Source organism: Candidatus Woesearchaeota archaeon, from assembly GCA_016188115.1.
Classification (GTDB): domain Archaea; phylum Nanobdellota; class Nanobdellia; order Woesearchaeales; family GW2011-AR9; genus JACPIK01.
Genome location: JACPIK010000002.1, coordinates 1 through 24342 on the forward strand (window position 1 = coordinate 1; position 24342 = coordinate 24342).

The 24342-nt window shown below is 38.1% G+C and carries 26 protein-coding genes; 16 read left to right on the top strand and 10 right to left on the bottom strand.

Annotation, left to right across the window (positions count from 1 at the left end):
- Positions 1–189: 189 nt before the first annotated feature.
- Entirely contained in the window at positions 190–1464 is a 1275-nt protein-coding gene (locus HYV86_00045) for an exonuclease SbcCD subunit D (GenBank protein ID MBI2572228.1), read from the bottom strand.
- Positions 1465–1729: 265 nt separating this feature from the next.
- Between HYV86_00045 and HYV86_00050 the strand changes: the two genes are divergently transcribed.
- The 3 genes from HYV86_00050 to HYV86_00060 all read left to right on the top strand — a co-directional run bounded on the left by HYV86_00050 (position 1730) and on the right by HYV86_00060 (position 4183).
- A complete protein-coding gene (locus tag HYV86_00050; protein MBI2572229.1) occupies positions 1730–2959 on the top strand; it encodes an MFS transporter in 1230 nt (409 codons plus the stop codon).
- 139 nt (positions 2960–3098) lie between these two features.
- Positions 3099–3560: a hypothetical protein gene (locus tag HYV86_00055; protein ID MBI2572230.1), complete on the top strand. Its 462-nt coding sequence runs from the start codon at positions 3099–3101 to the stop codon at positions 3558–3560.
- A 113-nt stretch (positions 3561–3673) separates the two neighbouring features.
- The gene (locus tag HYV86_00060; GenBank protein MBI2572231.1) at positions 3674–4183 is read left to right on the top strand and encodes an NUDIX hydrolase; all 510 of its coding nucleotides are present in this window, start codon (positions 3674–3676) and stop codon (positions 4181–4183) included.
- Positions 4184–4320: 137 nt separating this feature from the next.
- On the opposite strand, the gene HYV86_00065 is transcribed toward HYV86_00060, so the two are convergent.
- The gene (locus tag HYV86_00065) at positions 4321–4692 is read right to left on the bottom strand and encodes a hypothetical protein (protein MBI2572232.1); all 372 of its coding nucleotides are present in this window, start codon (positions 4690–4692) and stop codon (positions 4321–4323) included.
- A gap of 175 nt (positions 4693–4867) precedes the next feature.
- On the opposite strand from HYV86_00065, the gene HYV86_00070 reads away from it, so the two are divergent.
- Together HYV86_00070 and HYV86_00075 are read left to right on the top strand one after the other, a co-directional pair.
- Positions 4868–5026, top strand: coding sequence for a hypothetical protein (locus tag HYV86_00070; GenBank protein MBI2572233.1), 159 nt, complete (start codon positions 4868–4870; stop codon positions 5024–5026).
- Between the two features lie 89 nt (positions 5027–5115).
- A complete protein-coding gene (locus HYV86_00075; protein MBI2572234.1) occupies positions 5116–6156 on the top strand; it encodes an FAD-dependent oxidoreductase in 1041 nt (346 codons plus the stop codon).
- Positions 6157–6440: 284 nt separating this feature from the next.
- On the opposite strand, the gene HYV86_00080 is transcribed toward HYV86_00075, so the two are convergent.
- Positions 6441–6977, bottom strand: coding sequence for a vitamin K epoxide reductase family protein (locus HYV86_00080; protein MBI2572235.1), 537 nt, complete (start codon positions 6975–6977; stop codon positions 6441–6443).
- A gap of 72 nt (positions 6978–7049) precedes the next feature.
- On the opposite strand from HYV86_00080, the gene HYV86_00085 reads away from it, so the two are divergent.
- The 6 genes from HYV86_00085 to HYV86_00110 all read left to right on the top strand — a co-directional run bounded on the left by HYV86_00085 (position 7050) and on the right by HYV86_00110 (position 12054).
- The gene (locus tag HYV86_00085; protein MBI2572236.1) at positions 7050–7421 is read left to right on the top strand and encodes a glutaredoxin family protein; all 372 of its coding nucleotides are present in this window, start codon (positions 7050–7052) and stop codon (positions 7419–7421) included.
- 75 nt (positions 7422–7496) lie between these two features.
- A complete protein-coding gene (gene msrB, locus HYV86_00090) occupies positions 7497–7874 on the top strand; it encodes a peptide-methionine (R)-S-oxide reductase MsrB (protein MBI2572237.1) in 378 nt (125 codons plus the stop codon).
- Between the two features lie 99 nt (positions 7875–7973).
- A complete protein-coding gene (locus tag HYV86_00095) occupies positions 7974–9368 on the top strand; it encodes an NAD-dependent succinate-semialdehyde dehydrogenase (protein ID MBI2572238.1) in 1395 nt (464 codons plus the stop codon).
- Positions 9369–9549: 181 nt separating this feature from the next.
- Positions 9550–11199 carry an acetolactate synthase large subunit gene (locus tag HYV86_00100; GenBank protein ID MBI2572239.1) on the top strand — a complete coding sequence of 550 codons (1650 nt, stop codon included), beginning with the start codon at positions 9550–9552 and terminating at the stop codon, positions 11197–11199.
- Positions 11200–11275: 76 nt separating this feature from the next.
- Complete coding sequence (locus tag HYV86_00105; protein MBI2572240.1) at positions 11276–11623, top strand: hypothetical protein; 348 nt, start codon at positions 11276–11278, stop codon at positions 11621–11623.
- Between the two features lie 86 nt (positions 11624–11709).
- On the top strand, positions 11710–12054 hold the full coding sequence (locus tag HYV86_00110) for a hypothetical protein (GenBank protein ID MBI2572241.1): 345 nt from the start codon (positions 11710–11712) through the stop codon (positions 12052–12054).
- Between the two features lie 27 nt (positions 12055–12081).
- Here HYV86_00110 and HYV86_00115 read toward each other — a convergent pair whose 3' ends face one another.
- Positions 12082–13026, bottom strand: a complete 945-nt coding sequence (locus tag HYV86_00115) for a hypothetical protein (protein MBI2572242.1) — start codon at positions 13024–13026, stop codon at positions 12082–12084.
- 143 nt (positions 13027–13169) lie between these two features.
- Between HYV86_00115 and HYV86_00120 the strand changes: the two genes are divergently transcribed.
- Positions 13170–13787: a hypothetical protein gene (locus HYV86_00120; GenBank protein ID MBI2572243.1), complete on the top strand. Its 618-nt coding sequence runs from the start codon at positions 13170–13172 to the stop codon at positions 13785–13787.
- 8 nt (positions 13788–13795) lie between these two features.
- Here HYV86_00120 and HYV86_00125 read toward each other — a convergent pair whose 3' ends face one another.
- The 4 genes from HYV86_00125 to HYV86_00140 form a co-directional block, all read right to left on the bottom strand.
- Positions 13796–15196 (bottom strand): cysteine--tRNA ligase, encoded by a 1401-nt coding sequence (locus HYV86_00125; GenBank protein ID MBI2572244.1) that lies wholly within the window; start codon positions 15194–15196, stop codon positions 13796–13798.
- A gap of 67 nt (positions 15197–15263) precedes the next feature.
- Positions 15264–15875, bottom strand: coding sequence for a 7-cyano-7-deazaguanine synthase (locus HYV86_00130; GenBank protein ID MBI2572245.1), 612 nt, complete (start codon positions 15873–15875; stop codon positions 15264–15266).
- A gap of 63 nt (positions 15876–15938) precedes the next feature.
- Positions 15939–16418 carry a hypothetical protein gene (locus HYV86_00135; protein MBI2572246.1) on the bottom strand — a complete coding sequence of 160 codons (480 nt, stop codon included), beginning with the start codon at positions 16416–16418 and terminating at the stop codon, positions 15939–15941.
- Between the two features lie 48 nt (positions 16419–16466).
- Positions 16467–17474, bottom strand: a complete 1008-nt coding sequence (locus tag HYV86_00140; protein ID MBI2572247.1) for an Lrp/AsnC family transcriptional regulator — start codon at positions 17472–17474, stop codon at positions 16467–16469.
- Positions 17475–17568: 94 nt separating this feature from the next.
- Between HYV86_00140 and HYV86_00145 the strand changes: the two genes are divergently transcribed.
- Entirely contained in the window at positions 17569–18612 is a 1044-nt protein-coding gene (locus tag HYV86_00145) for an asparaginase (protein ID MBI2572248.1), read from the top strand.
- A 28-nt stretch (positions 18613–18640) separates the two neighbouring features.
- Here the strand turns inward: HYV86_00145 and HYV86_00150 are convergent, their stop codons facing one another.
- Positions 18641–19111: a hypothetical protein gene (locus tag HYV86_00150; GenBank protein MBI2572249.1), complete on the bottom strand. Its 471-nt coding sequence runs from the start codon at positions 19109–19111 to the stop codon at positions 18641–18643.
- Positions 19112–19338: 227 nt separating this feature from the next.
- Between HYV86_00150 and HYV86_00155 the strand changes: the two genes are divergently transcribed.
- The 3 genes from HYV86_00155 (at position 19339) to HYV86_00165 (ending at position 23651) form a co-directional block, all read left to right on the top strand.
- Positions 19339–21303: a transglutaminase domain-containing protein gene (locus HYV86_00155; GenBank protein MBI2572250.1), complete on the top strand. Its 1965-nt coding sequence runs from the start codon at positions 19339–19341 to the stop codon at positions 21301–21303.
- Positions 21304–21430: 127 nt separating this feature from the next.
- Positions 21431–22645: an AAA family ATPase gene (locus tag HYV86_00160; GenBank protein MBI2572251.1), complete on the top strand. Its 1215-nt coding sequence runs from the start codon at positions 21431–21433 to the stop codon at positions 22643–22645.
- A 91-nt stretch (positions 22646–22736) separates the two neighbouring features.
- On the top strand, positions 22737–23651 hold the full coding sequence (locus tag HYV86_00165; GenBank protein ID MBI2572252.1) for a DMT family transporter: 915 nt from the start codon (positions 22737–22739) through the stop codon (positions 23649–23651).
- 64 nt (positions 23652–23715) lie between these two features.
- Here HYV86_00165 and HYV86_00170 read toward each other — a convergent pair whose 3' ends face one another.
- Positions 23716–24312 (bottom strand): hypothetical protein, encoded by a 597-nt coding sequence (locus HYV86_00170; GenBank protein MBI2572253.1) that lies wholly within the window; start codon positions 24310–24312, stop codon positions 23716–23718.
- Positions 24313–24342 lie beyond the last annotated feature (30 nt).

A 24342-nucleotide genomic window follows, 5' to 3' on the forward strand; every position in this document is an offset into this window, starting at 1 on the left:
GATCGTTGTCTCTTTTCTTGAGCGAGCATGCAAGAAATGAGAAAACAATCTCATTTCTGCACCGAAATCAAGTAGTTTCTTGATTTCTTGTGCCGTCCGGTCCGCTGAGAAACGCATGGCGTTTCTAGCGTGCCAGAAATCTACGATTTCTGTGCATATTGACCGACGGTGGTCGAATTTCTTTGACTATTATGTTTTTTCTAAATCTATAATTTTTCTTTCCCACATTTGGTCTAAATCCTCTTCTATTCTTTTTTGAAAATCAGGGACTGTTTCACCTTCACGTTTGGTTGTGTTAAGAACACCTAACATTGATGTTACAAATGAAATGTACTCTGTGTCAGCAATAAGTGAATTCTGCCCTCGATGTTCACGAATAACTTCCTCTTCGATTTCTTCACTATTTGTTTTTGCAACCATGATTTGCTCGAACTCTGGATTTTGTACTTTTACTGTATTTTTCATCACGAAATACGCGCCATTTTGGTAGAGTTTTTCAAAAATGTCTCGGAAACGGATTTCTCCAACATGTCCCTCCCGTAAAATGCCTTTAAGACGCAGAGTCACCATCGCGTCATGTGCTTCAATTGACTCACACCACCTCAGCAATTCATTACTTACTTCATGGGGGCTCTTACCTTGACAATCAAAAACAAGCTTTTGATGTGGGGCAACAGCAAGCGGTTTCCATTCTACATTTTGCTTTCCTTGCCCATTAATTTGTTCATTTCCCTGTTCATCTACACTGATAAGATAATAGCCACCTTTCCCATATTTTTCAACTTCTGCAAAATTATTGGGAAATAATGCACCAGGATACGTAGCGCACTTGTATCCCTCTTGCTCTACCTTTGCTGGATGATGGATATGTCCCCCTGCATAATAATCAAAACCTCTAGGAAAGACAGAGAGGGGTTGCGATTCAATCATCGCCATATCTTGCGCTAATAATTCACTAATCGTCGTGTGAAATAAAAATATCTTATATCCTTCCTCTCGTTCGAGATGTTCCAATGACAGATTTTCATAATATCGTTGATCCAATTGACCTTTACGTCCCACAATTCCCGTCATTTTAACACCCGTTTTAGGGTCTTGCGTGAATTTCAAATGAAGACTTCGAGAATCTGGATCAATGTGCCCTTTGCACACATTTTCCAGAAGACCTGCTTGCTCAAGCACATCAACCATGGTTTTTCCACTAGGTGAGAAATCATGTGATCCTGCAATGACATATAGCGGGATATTTAGATCATGTAATTCTTTGAGTTTTTTTGTTACAATCTTGAGTGTATCTAATGAAGGCAGAGAAGTATTAAACAAATCTCCTGCAAAAAGAATAAAATCTACTTTCTGAACAATGCATTCATCCATGGCTTGGAGAAATGCTTTAGTAGAAAGATCACGCATTGGTTGCTCACGCCAGGATCCAAGATGAAGATCTGCAAAATGAGCATATTTCATATATCAAATGGAATAAGTGTTGTTTAAATGAATTGTGGTAAGAAAAACCTAATAGGATGTTTCTCTCCTTCGATCATCTCTTCTCCTTCCAGTCCTCTCATTTTCCCTCTCTTTCTCTCTTCCTAGTTCTTCCCTTTCCCCCATTTTTCTCTCTCTCTCTCTCACTCCCCTCTTGTTCTTCCATTTTTCTCATTTCCCATTCCCCTCATTTCTATCAATCTACTGCTTCCAAAAGCTTTTATATCTCTAAGATATATGTTTCATCATGCATCTTATCAAAAATATCAAAAACAAATCATTTTTGAATCGTACTTTGGTAAGTTTGCTCGCAGTAACATTTATCTGGCTTGTTGCAGATGTCGTTCTCGAGTTTGTTTTTCCCACTCGTCTTGAACATTTAGGGAAATCTTATTTTGAAATTGGTCTGTTATTATCTTTAGCATCATTAGGTGGCATCATTGTAGATTTTCCTGTAGGGAAGTTAAGTGATAAAGCAAATAGAAAAAAGATTATGATCTCAGGTTTAGTTTTATCTATTCTTGCAACAATCTTCATTTTCTCTTTTGATGGCGATATCACTCTGACCATGGGCTTCTTATTTTGGGGCGCAGCATATCAGATCTGGAAAGTCCCTCGCGACGCTAAATTTGCTTCTCAAACGAGTGGAATTCAGCGCGGGCATGATTATGGCTTAGATATGGAAATAAAATATCTCGCACAAACAGTAGGCGCATTTCTCGGAGGGTTCATTCTTCTCTATCTTGGATTTAGAGGTACAATAGGATATTATTCCATATCTCTCATCATCGCAATCGTGTTACTCTATTTTTTAATTACAGAACGACGCCAAAAACCAGTATTAAACCTATTTTTTCATTCACCTAAATCAATTTCTGTTTTGAATGAATTAAAAGAACTACGCTTTACGGGATTATTTTTACTGCTCTTTTTTGCATTCTTATTTACTGCTTGGGAAGAGATTTTATGGGCATTCCAACCATTATTTTATGGATCGAATGTTCTCAACATCCCCTCTCATTTAGGAGGATTATTACTTGCTTGCTTCTCTCTTCCAGGAATATTTCTGTCCTATCCTGCTGGAATTCTTGCAGATAAAATCGGAAAAAGAATAGTGCTTGCAATAGGCATGGGGATTATCGGGTTAGGATTAATTTTCTTTTCTTTTTCACATCAATTACTTTTTATTTTTGGGCTCGCATTGACAATATCAATAGGATGGTCTACGGCCTTGCCTGCACTCAATGGATTAATCATCGATCTTTCTTCTAATCAAAAAAAGGGAGAAATTGTAGGACTATGGGACCTGTTTATGGATATAGGGTTTGTCATAGGTCCAATTATTGGCGGGGCTATTGCGGAGTTCTTTGGCGTTCGCGGTGTCTTTCTTGTAATGGGAAGCGTGTTTCTTATCAATGTTTTTTTCCTTTGCGGTCATTCATTATATCAAAAAATAACCAAAGAAAGTGAATCTTAAAAAATAGGTCCTAAATTTGACATACATTGCAGATGCTCAAAGTTCGTTCTTTTTTCTCAAAACCGTCTTTTGGGTGAAAACGATTTGCGAGCTCTTTTAAAATACTTTTTCTACTAAACTATTACATCGAGGTGATGTTATGACACAAACTATGCGAAAAGGACAAGACAGTAGTAATTCATTAGTTGGAGACCGACTTCGTGCAAGTCACAGTTCCATGGTCTCTGGGAAGGATAACAACATAGGGGAAATGGATAGTGATATTATGGACCAAACAGATCAGCCATATAGCAAAGATCACGAAGTAGTCTTAGAAGATGAAGGAATTAGTTTGGATGCTTCAGGGCAAAACCAAAATGCATCAAATAAGATGAAAGAAAATCGATACGGGAACGCAGTTGCTAGTAACGAGAGTAATAAAAAGATAGGTAGTGAACCAAACCTAAACAGTAGTGGTAATGCTCCCAGCGAGAGAAATTCTACACGTACTGCCCCGATTGCTTCCAAACAGAGTGATGGCCCAAAGAATGATAACCAAGCCGGTTCTCAAAAACAAAACCAACAAAGTCAACAACAAAGTCAGAAGAGAAAAGATAAATAAAAAATAAATCATGGTGGTTGGAGTAAATCATAGGGGTGGGGGAAAATATCAAACAGGGGAGAGAACAGAATTAGGGGGGAAAACTTAAAAACAGGTTGTCTAACATATCGCTGATGAAAGAATACATCGATCACGACATTCAAATCAACCGTTTACAATCCTCCTTTCTCCCCCGTTCTGATTACCTTGTAGCACACGCCAATCTCGTTGTAGCTTGTCATGATATTATGATCCAATATGGCGAGGGGATTCTGTTAGTAAAGCGGGAGAATGACCCTGCTCGAGGACAATATTGGCCGCTTGGTGGACGTATCCTCAAAGGAGTTAGTATTGAAGAATCTATCCGAAAAAAAGTCAAAGAAGAATGCGGCTTAGAATTAACTCACATCGAAATTCTTGGTTTTGGTCGTACGATGTTTGCCGATGATCCATTTGGACATGGAAAAGGAACGGACACGTTTAATATCATGTATTTTGGTATTGGTAAAGGTACATTAAAACTCGACATTCTCCACAGCAACCCCCATATCATCACGCCAGAAAATTTTGCGTCCCACGAAAAAAGCCTCCATCCCTATGTACGTGATTACGTTGAAAAAGCATTGAAACTAATAAAAAAATAAATGATGATTAAATCTATGTTCCTCACTAAAGAAGCAAAATGCGTATTCCAAGGTGATATCTTTGATGTGTATCAGTGGAAACAAAAACTCTTTGGGAAATAAGCATCTCTCATTAGCCAGTATATTTATTTTCGCTTCTACATCTTTCTCTTGTAATATACCCAGACACTAAAGAACAGCAAATAGATTCCCAACACTGCCCAAGCAAACAGTGATGTTCCTTCGATGAGTGCAAGAATTATCCCCACCATTGCGGCAACAGACCAAATTATTTTGAGCGTTAACAAAGTATCATAAGTTTCCACGCCTTTATTTCGCAAATATAACGAAGTCCCGCCAATGCCGATGAATGCTGCCGCAACAATACGCGGAGTTAGTGTTTCAGCGACAGGAAACCCAAACAACGTGAGGGTAAACGTGGGAAAAAAAAGCAGTGGTAATGCAAAAAGTATATCTGTCCAGAAATGAATCAAAAACCAAGTTCGTAATGAATGTGGGATCGTGTTCATGTTTATATATATATTTTCTAGAAGTATATAAACTCCTCTTTTTTTTAAACACTTACATAACTCAATTCCACTGATAACACGTCTCAAGATACGAAAGCTTTTTAAGATCACGGACGCACCAAGATACAAAAGAGTAAAACAATTAATTTTAACAAATAAAACTGAGGTGTAAACGATGGTTGAAGGATATTGTGTGAAGTGTAAAGAAAAACGTGAAATTTCTAATGCTAAAGAAGTATCTATGAATGGAAAAGGCGGTGTAAAACGTCGAGCAATGAAAGGTCAATGTCCTAAATGTAAAACAACAATGTTTAGAATTTTAGGAGCTAAATAAGCTTTGGAATTCTTTCTTGTTTTTTTTTAATTTTATTTTCGAGTTATCCCTGAAGTAACAATTATATATTACTATTCTTTCAAACAATCATGAAAAAAGTAGTTATTGTGGGTGGTGGTTTTGCAGGAGCATTCGCAGCGCGAAACTTACAACATCATTTTGCAGTCACACTTATCGATACAAAAAATTATTTTGAGTTTACTCCCTCTATTTTACGCACACTCGTCGAACCAGGCCATTTTTCCAAGATTGAAATTGCTCACTCTTCTTATCTAACCAAAGGAAAATTTTTGCAAGGAAAAGTAACATTGGTAGAAGAGAACGCCATTTATCTCAATAAACAAAAAATATCCTTTGATTATTTGGTTTTGGCAATGGGGTCTAATTATAGCAGCCCTATCAAAGACCAAAATCTCATCATCGCTTCACGAGGAAAAAAGCTGCGTGAATATGCCGAACATTTCAGCAAAATAAATCACATTATAGTCATCGGGGGAGGATTGGTTGGAGTCGAGCTTGCCGCCGAGATCATAACTCATTTTCCTACTAAGAGGATAACCATTGTACATGCAAAAGATGAATTAATTGAACGTAACCCCCCAAGAGCAAGACTCCACGCGTGCCAATTTTTAGAAAAACGTGGAGTTAAAATAATTTGGAATGAGAGAGTAATTTCCTCTCAATCAGGAGTATATCTTACTGATAAAGGTACTTCCATAAAATCAGATCTTGCCTTTCTCTGTACTGGTATCGAACCAAATTATCACTGTTTGAACGAGAAAAGTTCCCTAATGCTTAACGAACGAAAAGCAGTATGTGTCAATGAATTTCTTCAAGTTATGGGTCACTCTAAAATCTTCGCAGCAGGGGATATAACTTCTTTTATTGAGGAAAAAACAGCCCAAAATGCAGAGCAACAAGCAAAAATAGTCGTGAAAAACATTTGTAATCTAGAAAAAAACAAGGCTCTTAAACCTTATATTTCTAAACCACGTCCTATGATCATTAGTCTAGGCAAATTTGATGGTATTTTTGTGTATAAAAAAATGGTGTTTACAGGTATTCTTCCTGCATTGTTTAAGTCAATTATAGAATGGAAAACAATGCGACGATATAAAAAAAATCTGTAATAAAAATCTCTTTATTTCTAGCATTCACAACAAGTTAAGCAACTATTGCAGGAAGTACATTTTTCTGTCTTCACCATCTCTTCTCCACACACTGAACATTCAATCATTCATATCACCCTCTTTTGAATATCCTTTCCATTTTGAAAATATAAACATTATGGTTTGGATCTAGGAAACCAACGTAATCATTCGATGTTTGGTTTCCTACAAGAAATCCAACACAAAACCAAATCACTTTGTTGGATTTCTATCTGGTTAATTCAACAAAGCGTAAACCTGATCTTTCAATATACAAACCAGTACTTCCAGTTAAATGCCAGCAATATGATTATCATTACTATAATAAACAAAAATATTGCTAATTTCTCTCTTTTAATGCTCATCCATAATGTTTCTTTTGCAGGTTCTGCTTTCCATAATTTCCAGGAAATACCTAAAATTATTAAAATTAAGAGATGCGCTGCAGTGCATGCCAAGCATAGTGCTCGAACACTAATTTCCGCATAAATGAAATAAAAAATTGCTCCTAAACCCATAAAGCTCCATGCCATTAGAAGAGGAATGGTCGTTTGAGTTTTTCCTCTTAACTGCATTGCCAGATACGCAACCACAGCAAACCAAGCTAAGCCTAGGATCGAAACTGGTATTCCTGCAAATTTAGAGTAGATACTTCCATTAGCTAACGAACAAGAGATTGTTTTTGAGATATCGCAAACACTTCCCCCTGTATTGTAGTGGTTGCTAACTAAATAGATTGAAATAAGTATTCCAACCACACTTAAAACAATAAGGATGATCTTTAATTTACGAATAAGCTCCATATTTTGCTCAAAATATCATTTCGTATAAAAATGTGGCGAAAGTCATTTAAAGAAAACGACGATTTAGACTATATGGTTAATGTTACACTCTATACCACTCCCACTTGTCAATGGTGCGGTAAAACGAAAGAATTCTTCAAACAGCACAAAATTCGTTTTACTGAAGTTGATCTCATGGAAGATAGAGCTGCATATGATCGTGTTGTGAACCATACTCATCAATTAAGTGTTCCAGTAGTAGAGATCGGTGAAACCTGGGTTGTTGGATTTCATCCCGAAGCGATGCTTCAAGCAATCAAAGTACAAAATGAACAATCTCCCTCTCCTTCTGCTCCAGCTCCTTTTGTACCTATGAAAGTAGTTCCCCGAACAAAATCAAAAGTGACCAAAGATCCACTTACCAAACCAAACCCTTCCAAAATCCCTCCTTGGATGAAAAAATAGGGACTAAGTAGACTTTAATAAGATCTTGAGCAAATTCTTTATTATTTTCCAAATAATCTCATTGATGATTCAATCATGGACGATTCAAAAATCACCAAAAAACTCACCGACCAACAAAAGAAAGTGCTCATTGAAAAAGGCACTCAACCTCCTTTTACAGGCAAATTTCTTCACCACAAAGAAAATGGATTTTATAGTTGTGCAGGATGCGGACAGGACATTTTCTCTTCTTCAACCAAATTTGATTCTGGTACAGGTTGGCCAAGCTTCTCTGATGTCATTGATCAGAACAAGGTAAAACTCATCTCAGACCACAGCTATGGTATAGTGCGTACTGAAGTAGTATGTAGTAATTGCGGCGGACACTTAGGTCATGTTTTTAACGATGGACCAACACCCACAAAGAAACGATATTGTATAAATTCTTGTTCATTGGAATTTGAGAAAAAGTAGACTCTCTCTCTCTCTCTCTCTCTCGTTTCATCATTTTCAATTGGTATATCTAATACAACTCCACTAAATATTTAAGTACCTATCACTCATTACACTTCTATGGCATCTCTCATGGCATCAACAACTGCTTCTTTTATTACTACTAACCCTGCCACAAATCAAACTCTTCAACAATACTCAATCATGTCGCAACAACAGGTACTTGATATTGCGAAAGCAACTAACCATAGCCAAAAGAAATGGTCTGTTCTTACTCCTACCCAACGTGCTCCTTATTTTATCAAACTCGCAGCAGTATTGCGTCAACATGCGCAACGCTACGCAACCATGATGACCAATGAGATGGGAAAACCCATCACTGAATCACTTGCAGAAATAGAAAAATGCGCTGTCCTTGCTCAAGCAATTGCCCAGCACGGTCCAGCATGGCTAAAACCAGAATCTCTTCAAGTTGATGGTAAAGAACATCTCGTCACCTTCGAACCTTTAGGAACTATCTTTCTTATCATGCCGTGGAATTTTCCTTTTTGGCAGCCGTTTAAAGTAGCTCTTCCTCCTCTCATGGCAGGTAATGCCATTGTTCTCAAACATGCAAGTAACGTAACGGGAAGTTCGCTTTGTGTAGAAGAAGCATTTCATCTTGCAGGATTTCCCGAACAAATATTTCGTTCAGTAATCTGTGATCACAACACCAGTAACACACTCATCGCCAGCGATGATATCGCTGCGTGTTCTTTGACTGGAAGTGTTGGCGCAGGTGCCAAAGTTGCAAGTGAATCCGGCAAACATATCAAAAAAATGGTTCTGGAACTAGGTGGTTCTGATCCTCATATTGTTCTTGCCGATGCTGATATTGAAAAAGCAGCACAGGGGGCAGTGAAAGGGCGAACAAGTAATGCAGGACAAGTCTGTATAGGCTCAAAGCGTTTTATTGTTCACAAAGCTGTCGCTGACCAATTTTCAACTCGTTTTGCCGAATTGATGCATCAAATAAAAGTTGGCAATCCACTTGACCCAGAAACACAAATGGGTCCTCTGGTTAACGAGCAAGCAGTCAAAGACATGGAACAGTTTGTTGCCGATGCCGTCGCGAATGGAGCCAAAATACTTGCTGGTGGAAAGCGACTCAATCGTCCTGGCTTTTTTTTCCAACCTACTCTGCTTGCAAACACCAAACCCAACATGACTTCAGTATGTACCGAAACATTCGGCCCAATAGCCCCTATTATTATTGTTGAAAGTGATGACGAAGCGATAAAAATCGCAAATCAAACTGAATTTGGGTTAGGTGCTTCTATCTGGACGAAAGATCTGGAAAAAGGCAAATCTCTTGCATCCAAGATTAATGCAGGGGCAGTATTTATTAATTCCATCTCGAAAAGTCATCCTCTGTTGCCTATTGGCGGAATGAAAAAGAGTGGATATGGGCGAGAGTTATCACATTACGGCATTAAAGAATTTGTTAATATTAAGACAATTAATGTGTATGAATAAGATTTTTCATTTTTGGATTTGTTAGCGTCCAAAGGTGAGGCTTAAGAAGTTAAACATCGAATAAGGTTGGGGGGAAGCCCCCTCCGGGGTCAACCGACTCTTCAAGTTAAACATCAACAAATCCGAAAGACGCTAACAAATTAAAGTTATTAAGAAATAAATGTAATACTGGTGATCCCACATGAAAGCTTCCGATTTATTTGTTCACTGCCTCCAACAAGAAGGTGTTGAATATGTGTTTGCAGTCCCTGGTGAAGAAAATCTCGATCTTCTCGAGTCATTACGCACTTCTAAAATTAAAGTCATTGTCAATCGTCATGAACAATGCGCTGCATTTATGGCAGCAACCTATGGTCGTTTAACTGGAAAAGCGGGAGTCTGTCTTGCCACACTTGGTCCTGGTGCAACTAATCTTGTCACAGGAATGGCGCATGCACATCTTGGTGGCATGCCTATGGTTGCTATCACTGGACAAAAAGGGATTCGTGAAAATTTTCAAGCCAGTTTTCAAGTCCTTGATATTGTAAACATGATGCGTCCTCTTACCAAACGTGCAGTGCAAATTCACGGGCCAAAATCAATTCCTAAAGAGATTAGAACTGCATTTAAACTTGCAACAACAGAACGTCACGGAGTATGTCATATTGAACTTCCCGAAGATATTGCTCACGAACAAGTTGATGAGAAATTCGCTTCGTATCATGCAACTACAGTGCGTCGACCAATTGCTGATGAAAAAGCCATCGCCACTGCTGCTGATATGATTAAATCCGCAAAAAATCCTATTTTAATCGTTTCAAGTCGAGCGCAGCGACGCAGTGTGAGTGCCGCCATTAAATCGTTTTGCAACGCAACGGGGCTCTATGTTGTTCACACTCAATTAGGAAAAGGGGTTCTTGGTGATGACCATGCTCAATCACTCTATGCTTTTGGCATCCATAAAAAAGATTATGTGCATTGTATTGTAGAAAAAGCTGATCTTATTGTCACCGTTGGTTATTCTGTAGGAGAACACCCTCCCAGTGTCTGGAATCGTGACATGAACAAGAAAATTTTACATCTTGACTTTACGCCTGCCGAAGTGGATATTTATTACAATCCTACCTGGGAGGTCATTGGCGATATAGGTCAATCACTTGAATCTTTAACAAAACAACTTAACGGATATCATTATGCTGGAAGTTATGAGAAAAAAGTCAAGACTGAATTAACAACAAAATTATTAGTAGAAGAAGCCGAAAACTCTTCATTTCCCCTTCGTCCTCGCCGTATTGTCAAAGAATGCCGAGCAGTATTAGGCAAAGAAGATATTATTTGCTTAGATAACGGCATTTACAAATTATGGTTCTCACGTCACTATCCTACTTATAATATTGGCACATTTTTACTTGATAATGCTCTTGCCACCATGGGTGCAGGACTTCCTAGTGCCATGACTGCAAAATTATTGTATCCCCAAAAAAGAGTTCTTGCTGTTTGCGGCGATGGTGGATTTATGATGAATTCTCAGGAACTTGAGACTGCTGTTCGCTTAAAACTTAATATTGTTGTTCTCATACTCAATGACAACGCCTATGGTTTTATCAAATGGAAACAACAAAACGCTGGCTTTAAAGATTTTTCACTTGACTACTCAAATCCTGATTTTGTTAAGTACGCCGAAGCCTATGGTGCCAAAGGATACAAAGTAACCAAAGCAGAAGAGTTAGGAAAAATCCTTGAGAAAGCATTTGGCCAAAAGGGACCAGTACTCATTGAATGCCCAATTGATTACAGCGAGAATAATAAAGTCTGGGGCGAAGAATTAGGAAATATCCTGTGTCCGTTGTAAATAAGTAATGAGATCCACTGTATGCCTGAGTGATTCACAAGGAAGATTTTTATACTCTCTTTTCATAATTCTTTCCATGATTGGATATATTTTAGGATTAGCTTTTCTTCCGGTGAGTGTAATACTTTTTCTCAATGCTTTTGGCTTCTTGGGCTTATCAGAACTCTTCGGAATGCCACTTCTCTTACTTGGTGCATTAGGTGTTATCATAGTCATGATTGGTGATGTTATTGATGCTCATACGCAACAAAGTCATAGAATACGCACCACTATTGTCTGTCTTTTAATCATGCTTCCTGCATTTGTCTATTTTCTCTCATTTCTTATTACCTTCCCTGCTGTTATTACTTCCTCGCTTCCCGTCATTATTGCCAGCTTTCTCTTTGTTGAAGGTGTAAGTAGCCTCTTGATTGGCGCGGAATAGGCCTTTTCTCATATCAAATCTATCGGTTTTCTTTCTAAAGAGTGGTAATCTAAGTTTTTAAACTACTCTCAATTATTGATGATGTTATGAGTCTACTTCAACAAGTTAAGAATTTTTTTCAGCATCAACCAGAACACATCTCTTTTGAGGAATATAAAAAATTATTTATCGGGGCTCTCCAACTCGCAAATGAAGGGACAGGAGGAACAAAACCTGCTGAAATGATAGCATTACTTACAACCAGTCCAAAATATATTCGCAATCTTGAAAAAGCATTCAATTTGGTTGTTTCCAATAAAAAAGAAGAAGCATATCTTTTAGCTGTAATCTCCATTCTTCTGGACGAAGCTATGAAAGAATTAAAATGGCCTGCTCGCAAGCAAGAATACCAAAGAATCGTTGAAGCCGCAATGAGAGGTAAAGTTCATTAATTCAACTTTTTATATTTTCTTAAATCCTCACTGTTCTAGTCCCATTCTAAAATCAGTCAAATCGAGAAGAATTTCTAAAATACTTTTTTGATTCACTAAGAGTAAAAGATCAGTTGTAGGTATTAATTTGGCATTTTTCGCAATCAATCTCTTTACTTCATCTCGATTTTTACTAAGTTGATTTACTCTCTCTAACGAGAACGAATAGAATAGTTCATAATATAATCGCAGCGAGAGATGGATCTGTTCAAATATTTCAATACTCTTGGGGTTAAATCTTTGTCTTTGTGACACAATATCACGCGCATTATATTTGAACACGTCCATGATCTTATCAATTGACGCAATGATGTGATAATAAAAACAGGTTTTTTTGACGTCTGGATAACCATATTTATTGAGTAGTCGTAACGCATAGCTCACAAACTTATTCACGTTGTCATGCATTAATTCAATGCCCTCAATTAAAGCGAGGTCTTTCTTTCGTATCCCCTCGAGAAACGCTTCTGAAGTTTGAATAAGAAGAAGAAAAATACGTCGTAGTATAATCCGAAAATCCTCGTCTGATTCTTTAGCCAAAGTCTTGATGAGCATGGATTTCTCCGAATGCTCAACAACCTCTGCCCCAATAAGACGATTTGTGATTTCATGAACAATGCCTGGATAAGACACATGGATCTCCTTACGATAATGGGCAGTTGATGGCTTAGTAAAATGAATCTCTATTTCATTATACCCGAAGCGATACAAACTCATAATATAGAGCAATGCTGAGGTTCGATCCAGCTTAGTTATATCAATCTTAATCTTCTCATGTTTGATTGGTTGTTTGGTAGAAATAATAACACTTCCGCCCTCTTTCTCCACATAGACATTATTGCCTTTTGTAAGACCGTGACTCTTAATCCAATCACTGGGTAATGCGACTGTAAGACTCGAGAGACCATGTTGGATGAGCTTGCGTTGATCCATGTATGTCTTGTTTTAGTTCTCTTTTTATAAGATTTTTGTAAAAATGTATACAGTATACATTAAGTATGCACTAAATATATACTCCTCGATCAAAAACGCTTAAACTATGGGTAATAATGTTTAAATGTTTAGGGGGAAATAAAATGGCTTTAATCAAAATGAGTGCCTATGATGGTACGCCCGTCTCTGGGATGGAAAGAGATGCAGCACATGTGCTTCTGCGTCACGAGTCTGAATCAGGAGACTACAAACACAAAGATCATCATGTCCAAATGTTCCTAATGACTCCGGAAGGGATCTACATCCCTAAAAGATCAGATCAAGCAGCAGACAATCAAGGTCAATATGAAATGAGCTTTGGCACGCATCAACTTGCTTCTGATTTAAGTCTTCTAAAAACAGTGTTGAGGGTTCGAGAAGAACTTGGTCTGGATATCGTTGAGATGGAATATAAAGATTGGGTATGTGATATCCAAAAAGGTAACAATATCTATCTGCGACGCTTAGCAATGATACCTACATTTCTCTCTGAGAGGGTTGATCCAGATGGAAAAAGTTGGATGAATGTAACGCATGAAGATCTTGTTTTGGGCTATACCTATGCCCCATTACCTAATGTTGCAAGTGAACATCGGCTATACACAACTGATGAGCTTTTGAAAGATATTCAAACCTCACCTGAGAAATTTACAGGGGATGTGAGAAAATTATTTATGTTGAATCATAATGCTTTAAGAGATCTTGAACAAAGGATTAAATAATTTTTTTCTTACTTCCTTTTCAATTCGAAGCCTTCCTTCGTATCGCCCATAATCCAGCCCATGGCATCAATCTCAGAACGAATTTCATCAGACTTGATCCAATCTTTAGCCATACGAGCTTTCAATCGTTCATGAGCTAATTTTACAACCTGAGCAGGAATCTTCTCTTCCATGACGTGATCTAATTTCAATCCTAAAACAGAATCCATCTTTAATAAAATTGTATATTTTTCAGAGACAGACAGCGAGTCATCTTTCACCACTTCCCATACGGTTGCGAGTGCTTTTGGCATATTAAGATCATCATTAATATCTTTGGTAAATGCTTCAATATGTTCCCTTGCGTTACGTCCTAATTCTTCCTCTTGTGCTCCTTCTTTTTTCAACTCCAAGAATTTTTCATAGAGTCGTCGTCGGGCATTCTTTGCTCCTTCAAGTGCTTCAAATGAGAACATTAATGGATTACGATAATGTGTGCCTAGGCAAAAATAGCGATAATCTAACGGATCAATACCACGATCAATCAATGTCTGCAAAATTACAAAGTTATCTCCCGATTTCGCCATCTTCTCGCCGCCGCTAATAACCAAAAATTCTCCATGAAGCCAATAACGCACCCATGGTTTTTTTCCGGTAGCGCCTTCTGCTTGCGCAATCTCGTTAGTGTGGTGTACAGAAATGTGGTCAATACCCCCACAGTGAATATCGAACTGTTCTCCTAAGTAACGAGTTGCCATGGCAGAACATTCAATGTGCCAGCCAGGATAGCCAACTCCCCACGGTGAGTCCCATTTCATCTCTTGATCTTGAAATTTTGATTTTGTAAACCATAATACGAAATCATGAGGATTTTTCTTATTTTCATCCTGTTCGACTCTTGCTTTTGCATCAGCATCTAATTTAAGTCTAGCCAGTTTCCCATAATCAGATAATTTGGAAGTATCAAAATAGACATTTCCCCCGCGTGAATACGTAAATCCCTGCTTCTCTAACTTTTGAATCATTTCAATTTGTTCTTTGATATGGTCAGTTGCTTTACATAGCACTGTCGGAGCAAGCAGATTTAATCGGTGAGTATCTGCAACAAACGCGTTGGTATAAAATTGCGCGACTTCCCAGACTGTTTTACCTTCACGGCGTGCTCCTTTAAGCATCTTATCCTCACCAGTATCATCATTTTCTCCTGTAAGATGGCCCACGTCAGTGATATTCATTACATGCTCAACGTCATAGCCGTTCCACATCAACACTCGCCGTAAAATGTCCTCAAACAAAAAAGAACGTAAGTTTCCAATGTGCATGAAATTGTACACGGTTGGACCGCAAGTGTACATCTTTGCTTTATGCAAAGAGAGAGAGGTAAATGTTTCCTTTGATCGAGAGAGTGTATTAAACAACGTGAGGACCATAATTGGTTAAAAGAATAATCCTAATTTAAAGATTCTGTTTCTATTAATAATATCGAATCATTCAAAGTTAAAATTCCACAACTTCTGCATCATCCAGCGCTTTTTGTAAAATATCTGCATCAACATGTTCTAAATCTTGACGCACCCGATCCGGTTCAGATTTTGTCGAAGGACTTTTAGGTCCTAGAAGATTACAAATCTCGGGACCTTTTGATGTTTCATAGGTGCCAATTTTCTTAGCTACATTGATAATTTCTTGTTTATCATATGTAAGCAGCGGACGTAAAATCTCCATGCTTACATTTTTTGTAATTGAAGTAAGATTACTCAACGTCTGGCTCGAAACTTGTCCTAAATTTTCTCCCGTAATCAAAAATTGCGCATCCTCTTGTGCAGCGATTAATGTAGCGCAACGCATCATCATAATTTTACCTAAAACATAATAATCTTTATGTTGACACTTTTCCACTAATGCTTTAAGAACAGGTGTAAACGGCACAAGATACAATTTCCTAACCTGCAAGATCTTGCACAACTCTTTGACTTTCTCAATCTCTCTGCCATCCGTAAGAGGGAGTTGATGGAAATGAACTGCAATAATCTCAAGCCGTTGCTGCATCAAATGAATCGCTACTGGAGAATCAATCCCTCCAGAAAGTAACGCAACCCCTTTTTCCATGTCTAGAAGAGTAAGATAAAGCTATTTAAAATTTGTTATTCTCAATACTATCTCCAATTACTGTTATTCACGATGAATCAAGCCATATCCTTCCAAGTTGGGTTGTGTTGCTCGAAGAGAATGAAACGTATTTGTAACAAAATCAACATAGGCTGCACTTTCATTTGAACGTCTTACAACACGATCTAATGTTCCTAATCTGGTCCCTAAACCAGGAAAAATTCCCCAGAATGCCCCGCCGATTTCAATTCTATCCACCAAATTGTGAACATGATAGAAAACAACTCGTGGGCTGTTACGTGCTCCTACTCCTGCGCAATATCCTTTAATAGTAGGATCGTTTTCCCATGGTGTAATATTTGTTCTCAAAGTTTCTTCCAAATATTCCTTTGACCGACACACATCTCTTTCTACTCTAGGACGGACATCTCCCCTTATCCAATCTAACATATCACGTTCAAGTTCGTAATGGACTTCACCATATGGGCCATTTCCTAAAACGAGTTGAACAACTCGTCGCTTGCTTGTTTCGTCTAAGCTCATAGTTACCAAAATCATCTTTCCATTAAAAAATATTTAGGTTGTGTGGAATTATTGTACTGTTCTTTTTACCACACACGCTGGCAGACAGGTAAATTTCTGCTCATCCAAAATAAGCAATAATTCATGACGTTTCAAGACATTCTTCAAAATAGATCTAATCTCCATTAAAAATGCATTAAATTCAATAGTTGTTTTAACACGCACTTCTACCTGTACTTCCGCAAGACCACTCGTTTTGTAATAAAAAGTAACGTGGGGATGATTCCAAAGATAGGTGAAAAGCGTTTTTTCGAGCGCATGAGTCATCTTGCCTAATCGCAGTGCAACAAAGAACCAATTGTACCCTTGTTTTTGTGTGCCAGACCAGACTTCTGGACGGTATTTTATAATTACTCCTTCTTGCTCAAGTCGCTTAACACGATAGGCAACCGTCTCACGTGCAACGCCAATCTGCTGGCTAATATCTATCATGGATACGCGGCAATTTTTTGCCATAATCTGCAGGATTGCGAGATCCTGTTGTGTAATAGAAGTCGTACGAGGCGCATGCGATTGCGGATAAACGCGAGGTGTAATTGTATCAAACAAAAATGACAACGGCACAGGCTGTTCTTCAACAATATACTCTGTCATGTATGTATCTACATATTCTTTGTATTCATCTTCAATATCACGCATGATCTCACTCATTTCCTCATGGTTGTGAACAAAGAATTTGATAATCACATCATAATTACCAATGCATTTCACCTGCCAAGCTATGTGAGGATGATCTTTAAGTTGTGTCAAAATTTCTTCTTCTTTACGAATATCAATCCGTTTGAAACGCATATATGCAAAAAATACTTTCCATCCCAATTTGCGAACATCAACAATGGTATTAAAACCAGTAAACAATCCTAACTCTAACATCCGTTTGACTCTATACGCAACTGCCTCTTTGCTTAATTTTACATTTTTCGCAATTTCGGAATATGGTTTACGCGCATCATCATACAATTCGGCAATTATCTTTCGATCTTTTAGCGTGAGAGAAATGGGATCTTGTTCTTTCATTTTTTCGTTTTTGGCATAGTGGCTATTTAAAAGTTTTGAATTGCAAAAATCAAGTGTAAAAACGTATAAGAAGTACATAACATCGTTTCAAAGCATGACTAAAATTCTCATCATTGGTTTTGGTGGAACCATCTCCATGGTGGTAGACGAAGCCAGCAAATCTATTGTTCCAGCCAAGAATATCCAAGAACTTCTTGAAATGGTTCCTACGATTCGCGATCTCGCCACCATCGAGTTTGTTGACTTAGAAAATTTGGATAGTACTAATGTCAACCCTTCTCATTGGACAAAGTTATCGTTCTACATCATTGAACATCATGACGAATTTGATGTATTTATCGTGACACATGGAACAAACACCATGGCATACACTGCGTCAGCGCTTGCACTCTCATTAGGTCGAGGACTCAAAAAACCAGTAATTATAACAGGTTCACAAATGCCTCTTATACTTTGCGGTACTGATGCGCGTTTTAATTTAGAGAACTCCGTTAAAGCCGCGGTCAAAGCAGTGCGAGATCGCATCGTTGAAGTTATGATTGTATTCTCCGATGTTATTCTGCGTGGGTCACGTTGCGTCAAAGTAAGTGAATCAGATTTTCGCGCATTTACCTCTCCTGCTCTTGAACCAATTGGAATCATCAAATCAACGGGCGTGTGGTTTCGTTCTAATGCCTTTTTGCGCGATGATACGCTGCCTTTTGATCCCTATCCTCATTTTGAAACTGGTGTTCTTTCTGTTGATCTCACGCCTGGGCAGAGTCCTGATCTCATTCGTGAAATATTCAAGTCAGGTAAATGTAAAGGTATGATTCTCAAATCGCATGGGGCAGGATCAGTGCCCTCAGAGGGGGAACATTCATTTCTTCCATTAATCAAAGCAGCAACCCAACTCTACAAAATCCCCATTCTGGTTTCTACCAAATTTCTTGGCGGCAATGCCTACAAAGAAATCAACGATGCACCAGCTGTCGAAGCAATGGAAGCCGGTGCTATTCCTACGGGTGATTTGACTGATGTTATGGCAGAAGTTAAATTGATGTGGCTGCTTTCGCGTGGTTTTAAAACCCGTGATCAATTAATAGAAGAAATCAGCAAAGATTATGTGGGTGAAGTAACACCGTTTTGGAAAAAGTAATCGCTGGATTTATTGATTATCTCTGTGTTTATTCTAGTTTCCAATTCTGCCGCATAAATCCCATTGGAACTAAATTCACATCACGTTGCGTATAATATCTATTCATAGCAAAATCAACATAGAAAATTCCATTTTGTGTACGATTTACCACACAATCCAGAGTAGCTTCCCGATTAAAAAATGATCCAGGTACAGATAATTCAGCGACAAGGTTGCCTACATTATAAAATACTACTCTGCCATCCGATTCAGCATTTAATGTTACATTGTATCCTCTTTTTTGAGGATCTGTGCTTTTTGGATCAAAGTCACGTCCCAATGAGTGGCTCAAATACGGCAACGCATCATTAATACTATTAGTTAAAGACGTAAGACGCATCCTATCTGTGCGAAAGAAGTCAAGTATATCTGCTGCAACACGGTAATGCGTTTCACCATATGGTGCAGTGCCAAGAGCCTGTTCAACTACTACTCTTTTTTCATTTGAATTCAAATCCATAAATTTTTCGAACAGCTCTTGTTTTAAAAAGATTTAGATTTTAGAGTCAAATCATTCTTCTGATTTACTCTCTCCTCATTTTTTCCTCTCTCTCTCTTTTCTCTCCTCTCTTCTTTTCTTTCCTTTCTTCTTTTCTCTTATCATTTCTAGCCACAAAACGCATTTTTTTTAACACTATTTTTGACTCTAACCAAATCTTTATATCTAACCTCACTCTTCAAAACACCATGCAAAAAATGTGGTGGTCACTCTTCATAATGCTTGTAGTTTTACCTGTAACCCTTGCCAGTGACTTATACATGCATGAATCACTTGATATTTCTCTCCAAGTCTCCGGAAATTGGACTACCACTGCCGCAGATCAAACTAATTCCATCAATGCAGATCTTTTATTAGTCCCTCAATCTGATTTTCGCCAAGACCTTCTCTCTTGGAAAACAACGGGAGAAAAAACTGATCAAGGACTTCATTTTAGTTGGACTAAACCCCTTCCAGTCTCTGCCTCATTAGGATATACAACTCTTGTTCATACCAAAAACATTCATCAAGTTATTTCTCATCCTATTCCTTTCCCTTTAAGTTCCGTTCAACTTATAGGAGTAGAAGAATATCTTCAGCCTACCGCTACAATCGATTCCCAAAACCCCATAATCATCAAAAAAGCAGCTGAGATTACTCAAAGTCAAACTGATTTATTTAAAGCAACATTTGTTATGGCAAGCTGGGTTGAACAAAATGTGAAATATAATATCAGTAACACACTTACCGCAACGGCATCGCAAAAAGCATCATGGGTTTTAGAGAATAAAGAGGGTGTCTGTGACGAAATGACATCATTATTTATTGCCATGGCAAGATCACAAGGTGTTCCTGCCCGTTTTGTTTCCGGAATTTCATATACTACGGATCCTTCTGTTGTCGCTGCCGTCGGTTCAAATTGGGCACCCCATGGGTGGGCAGAAGTCTATTTTCCCACTATTGGGTGGGTTCCGTTCGATATTACTTTCGGAGAATATGGTTATATTGATGTAACTCACATTAAAATGCGTGAAAGCGCAGATCCTGCGACTCCTGCAACAACCTATCAATGGTTTGGTAATAATGTTGAACTCATCACAACTCCATTATCATTCGACGTAACTGTTACTAAAGGGGGAAATCATGTCCAGGAACCTTTAGAATTAGAGTATACGCTTCTTGACAATAAAATTGAATTTGGCAGTTATAACCTTATCAAAGCTATTGTTAAAAATACTGCTGATTCTTACACCGCGACAACTCTGCATCTTGCAGCTCCGACAGAGATATCTATCCTTGGTCGAAATCGCCGCACAGTGCTTTTGACTCCTAAGGAGGTACGTGAAACTTATTGGGTTGTGCGTGCTCCGCAAGATCTTGACACTTCATTTATCTACAATTTTCCTTTTCTAATATATACAGAAAAAAATCTCAGTATAGGTGGAACATTTACTTCAAAACCAGGTTCTCGATATTATTCTCAACAAGACATTGCTGCATTAACCATACATGATGAAGAAAAAAGTTATTCTCGCGAACTTGATCTTTCCTGTGATGTTCCCTCTCAACTCTTCATAGGACAAATTGCCCAAGCTCATTGTACTCTTACCAATAGGGGCAATACTACCCTTAAAGCATTACAATTTTGTGTCGAAAAATCCTGTATTGCTCAAGATGTTAACCCATTAAAGACTATCTCTCAAGACGTTTCTTTGGCAACTTCACAAGCAGGGTTTACTCATATAATCTTATCTGCTGAAAACGAATTGGTTGAAAAACGAGTTCGCTTTCCGTATCTTGTGTCTGACAACCCTTCATTGAATGTTTCATTAATCGTTCCTTCTACTGCACAACTCAAACAACCTCTGCCTCTTACCGTGAAATTAACAAAAACATCATTTAGTGTGCCTCATAATGTACACATCTTATTGCAAGGGGCCGGTTTTGAACATACTTGGACTCTTGATGAACTTGCCAGTCAAGAAGAATTGGTATTAGAACTTTCTAACCCTCCCATTTCATTTAACAACGAATACACTGTCCAAGTCACCTGGGAAAGTGAAAGTGGATCTTCATACTCTGTATCCTCTCAGGCTAGTCTCAAAGGTGAAGCAAAGTCTTGGAAAGATAAGGTTGTTTTCGCTTTCAATTCAATTTTAGGGATATTTTCATAAATAAGCCCTAAAATTCAAGTTAAATTAAATCTAATAGCAATTTATATCTTGGCAAGATGAATGAACTCGGAATCATTTCTTTTCAAAACTCATAATCTTTAAAAAGAGAGACATCATCTACAAACCCATGGTAAAAGAGGATGTTGAAAAAAAAGTAATTTATTCTGAGACGATTGACCTAGACACTACTGATGCGGAACTTAAACGAGTAAGTGCGTCACTTAAACGAATAGAAGATGAAAATCGCCTTCTTTCTCAAACTATTCGTCGCTTTGAAGAAGAAGGTGCAATGTTGCGTGAACTCTTCAACAAAGCAAATACTGAACTTACCAATCTTAAAAAACCAGCCTTACTTGTTGCTGACGTTGTGAGTGTGGAAGAAGACAAAGCTGTTATTCGCTTACCCAATGGAAACAAATTTTATTCCTATATCGCCAATGATGTGAAAGGATTGCTCAGTGGTGATGCCGTTCTTGTAGATCAAAAAGCTCTTAATGTTATTAAGAAAATTGATGTAAGTAATCACGCTGACGTAGAGAAATATGTTATTGTTGAGAAACCAAAAGAAAGTTGGAAAGAAATTGGTGGTCTTAAACGAGAAGTAGAAGAGGTCAAAGAAGTAATTGAACTGCCTCTCAAAAAGCCTGCTCTTTTCAAAAAAGTAGGGATTCAACCTCCAAAAGGAATTTTATTATATGGTCCACCTGGAACCGGAAAGACTTTGCTTGCCAAAGCCGTTGCGCATAGCACTAACGCTACTTTTATCGAAGTTGTTGGTTCTGAACTTGTGCAAAAATTTATTGGAGAAGGCGCAAAGCTTGTCAAAGATATTTTCACCATGGCACGCAAAAAAGCGCCAACCATCGTCTTTATCGATGAAATCGATGCTCTTGCTGCGACCCGTATGGATACTGGTACATCAGGTGAACGCGAAGTGAACCGCACATTTATGCAATTACTCGCTGAGATAGATGGATTTAAGCCACTTGACAATGTTAAAATCATTGGTGCAACCAACCGCTTGGACATTCTTGATCCTGCCATGATTCGACCAGGTCGTCTTGATCGTCTTATCGAGGTTGGCTTACCTGATGATGACGGACGTCATGAAATTCTCAAAGTACATACTCAACGCATGAGTCTACAAAAAGTTGATCTCAAAAAAGTAAGTAAACTAATGATCAACTTTAGCGGTGCTGAAATTCGCGCAGCCTGCACTGAAGCAGGTTTCTTTGCCATTCGCGAAGATCGCAGTGCAGTAACTATGCTTGATTTCACCAAAGCTGTGGAGAAAGTTAAAGCAGCTGAGACACAAGAAGAAAAGAGCAGGTTGTTTGGGTAAGCAGACATTATTTCTTTTTTAATTTAACTTTTTTCCCAAATTTTAGTCTAACTCATCTTAGCCTAACTCTATTGTTAAAGAGTCATTTACTATGCTTCATATAAAAGGATACACATTTGCGCTTCTCGCAGCGATTCTGTTTGGTGTGAGCACCACTCTTAACAAGCTTATTCTTGTGGATGTTCATCCTATCGTTGCAGCAGGGATCATGTATCTTAGTGCAGGTATTCTTCTGTTCTCATTACGCTTTTTAGTTCCCACTTATATTCTTAAAAAAATACAACTCATTCATTCCGAACAGAACATTAGTTTTCTAACTGGAAAAGACTGGCTCTACATCTTTATTATGGCTCTGATGGGTGCAGTTGTGGGGATGTCACTATTTCTCAAAGGCATAGGACTCTCAACTGCAACAAACGCTTCATTATTACTTCATGCTGAAGTTATCTTTACCATTTTCCTCGCAGTTTCTTTTCTACATGAAAAGGCGCAACGAAAAGAATATGTTGCAATGGGCGTACTACTCATTTGTATGATCGCAATTACTCTAAACTTCGCATTTGAAGGTGTAGCTCTTACCCATGGTCTTAAAGGGAATCTCTTTATTCTTGCAGCAACATTTTGTTGGGCAATTGATAACTCTGTAAGCAAACTTGTCAGTCTTAAAAATGATGTCCTAACGGTCGTATCTCTTAAATCTCTTATTGGCGGATCTATCTTATTGTTTCTTGCACTATTTCTTAAAATTCCATTTACAATATCTCTTCCCATTCTTCCATTGATTTTGATCGTTGGTTTTTGCAGTATTGGTTTATCCATGGTATTTTTTCTCAGTGCAATGAAATCAATCGGTTCCATGAAAACCGTTGTTATTTTCTCTACTGCATCATTATTTGGTCTTATCACTGCAGCCATTCTACTCAACGAACATATTTCTATTCTTCAAATAATTGCGGGAATAGTTGCATTATCTGCCGTATACGTAATCGCAAAATCAGAAAAATAGTTTTTTTAATGAAATAATCAACATCTAAAACATATCATTCTTACAATATTAATTTTTACTAGATTCACTTACATTCAAACTCTTGTGCTTCTCTTACTCGAGCCTCAATTCCATCATTAAATTCTTTCCAAAGATCGAGATATGCGTTGCTTGTAGCAAGACGTGGTAGCCTCCGTTGAATATTTCTATGTTTCTCTTGACTATGGGTTTTGTATGTTTCTAATGTCTTGCCATACTCACTCTTAGCAACAACACAAATAGCCTGTCTATTCAAGTGTGCAGTTTCTGCGCTGTTTGGCAAAGATCGAGCACCGGATTCTTTTCCTTCTAACAAATCTGTCATTTTCTCATTGAAAATATCGGCTTCACTTTCCTGTAATCCCCATTCTTGTGCTGCCGTGACATACGCTTGAGCAAGATACGTTGGAAAATCATATTTTGTATTAATATCGTTAAGTCTGTTAAGAAGCAAATTCATGACACTACTCTCAATTGCTGTTTGACATGTAGTGGGAGCTTGGAGAAATAGTGTCGGATCAGATTCTGATGCACGATACAACCGTACGCATTCTTTCTCATCAAAAGCAGGGCGTATTTCTGGTTGTGGTTGTTGTCCTCCGCACGCCAACATTGTCAATCCTAACGCAAGAGCAGATCTCATAGTCTTAAAAATTGCCGCCAATTTAACTAC

What these genes read in the sequence shown, in the direction of transcription:
- HYV86_00080 (MBI2572235.1), bottom strand. Translation starts at nt 6,977, where the DNA reads ATGGAGCTTATTCGTAAATTAAAGATCATCCTTATTGTTTTAAGTGTG.
- HYV86_00125 (MBI2572244.1), bottom strand. Translation starts at nt 15,196, where the DNA reads ATGGTCCTCACGTTGTTTAATACACTCTCTCGATCAAAGGAAACATTT.
- HYV86_00065 (MBI2572232.1), bottom strand. Translation starts at nt 4,692, where the DNA reads ATGAACACGATCCCACATTCATTACGAACTTGGTTTTTGATTCATTTC.
- HYV86_00135 (MBI2572246.1), bottom strand. Translation starts at nt 16,418, where the DNA reads ATGAGCTTAGACGAAACAAGCAAGCGACGAGTTGTTCAACTCGTTTTA.
- HYV86_00055 (MBI2572230.1), top strand. Translation starts at nt 3,099, where the DNA reads ATGACACAAACTATGCGAAAAGGACAAGACAGTAGTAATTCATTAGTT.
- msrB (MBI2572237.1), top strand. Translation starts at nt 7,497, where the DNA reads ATGGACGATTCAAAAATCACCAAAAAACTCACCGACCAACAAAAGAAA.
- HYV86_00070 (MBI2572233.1), top strand. Translation starts at nt 4,868, where the DNA reads ATGGTTGAAGGATATTGTGTGAAGTGTAAAGAAAAACGTGAAATTTCT.
- HYV86_00115 (MBI2572242.1), bottom strand. Translation starts at nt 13,026, where the DNA reads ATGGATCAACGCAAGCTCATCCAACATGGTCTCTCGAGTCTTACAGTC.
- HYV86_00155 (MBI2572250.1), top strand. Translation starts at nt 19,339, where the DNA reads ATGCAAAAAATGTGGTGGTCACTCTTCATAATGCTTGTAGTTTTACCT.
- HYV86_00150 (MBI2572249.1), bottom strand. Translation starts at nt 19,111, where the DNA reads ATGGATTTGAATTCAAATGAAAAAAGAGTAGTAGTTGAACAGGCTCTT.
- HYV86_00060 (MBI2572231.1), top strand. Translation starts at nt 3,674, where the DNA reads ATGAAAGAATACATCGATCACGACATTCAAATCAACCGTTTACAATCC.
- HYV86_00110 (MBI2572241.1), top strand. Translation starts at nt 11,710, where the DNA reads ATGAGTCTACTTCAACAAGTTAAGAATTTTTTTCAGCATCAACCAGAA.
- HYV86_00085 (MBI2572236.1), top strand. Translation starts at nt 7,050, where the DNA reads ATGGTTAATGTTACACTCTATACCACTCCCACTTGTCAATGGTGCGGT.
- HYV86_00045 (MBI2572228.1), bottom strand. Translation starts at nt 1,464, where the DNA reads ATGAAATATGCTCATTTTGCAGATCTTCATCTTGGATCCTGGCGTGAG.
- HYV86_00095 (MBI2572238.1), top strand. Translation starts at nt 7,974, where the DNA reads ATGGCATCTCTCATGGCATCAACAACTGCTTCTTTTATTACTACTAAC.
- HYV86_00120 (MBI2572243.1), top strand. Translation starts at nt 13,170, where the DNA reads ATGGCTTTAATCAAAATGAGTGCCTATGATGGTACGCCCGTCTCTGGG.
- HYV86_00170 (MBI2572253.1), bottom strand. Translation starts at nt 24,312, where the DNA reads ATGAGATCTGCTCTTGCGTTAGGATTGACAATGTTGGCGTGCGGAGGA.
- HYV86_00160 (MBI2572251.1), top strand. Translation starts at nt 21,431, where the DNA reads ATGGTAAAAGAGGATGTTGAAAAAAAAGTAATTTATTCTGAGACGATT.
- HYV86_00165 (MBI2572252.1), top strand. Translation starts at nt 22,737, where the DNA reads ATGCTTCATATAAAAGGATACACATTTGCGCTTCTCGCAGCGATTCTG.
- HYV86_00050 (MBI2572229.1), top strand. Translation starts at nt 1,730, where the DNA reads ATGCATCTTATCAAAAATATCAAAAACAAATCATTTTTGAATCGTACT.
- HYV86_00140 (MBI2572247.1), bottom strand. Translation starts at nt 17,474, where the DNA reads ATGAAAGAACAAGATCCCATTTCTCTCACGCTAAAAGATCGAAAGATA.
- HYV86_00105 (MBI2572240.1), top strand. Translation starts at nt 11,276, where the DNA reads ATGATTGGATATATTTTAGGATTAGCTTTTCTTCCGGTGAGTGTAATA.
- HYV86_00100 (MBI2572239.1), top strand. Translation starts at nt 9,550, where the DNA reads ATGAAAGCTTCCGATTTATTTGTTCACTGCCTCCAACAAGAAGGTGTT.
- HYV86_00145 (MBI2572248.1), top strand. Translation starts at nt 17,569, where the DNA reads ATGACTAAAATTCTCATCATTGGTTTTGGTGGAACCATCTCCATGGTG.
- HYV86_00130 (MBI2572245.1), bottom strand. Translation starts at nt 15,875, where the DNA reads ATGGAAAAAGGGGTTGCGTTACTTTCTGGAGGGATTGATTCTCCAGTA.
- HYV86_00075 (MBI2572234.1), top strand. Translation starts at nt 5,116, where the DNA reads ATGAAAAAAGTAGTTATTGTGGGTGGTGGTTTTGCAGGAGCATTCGCA.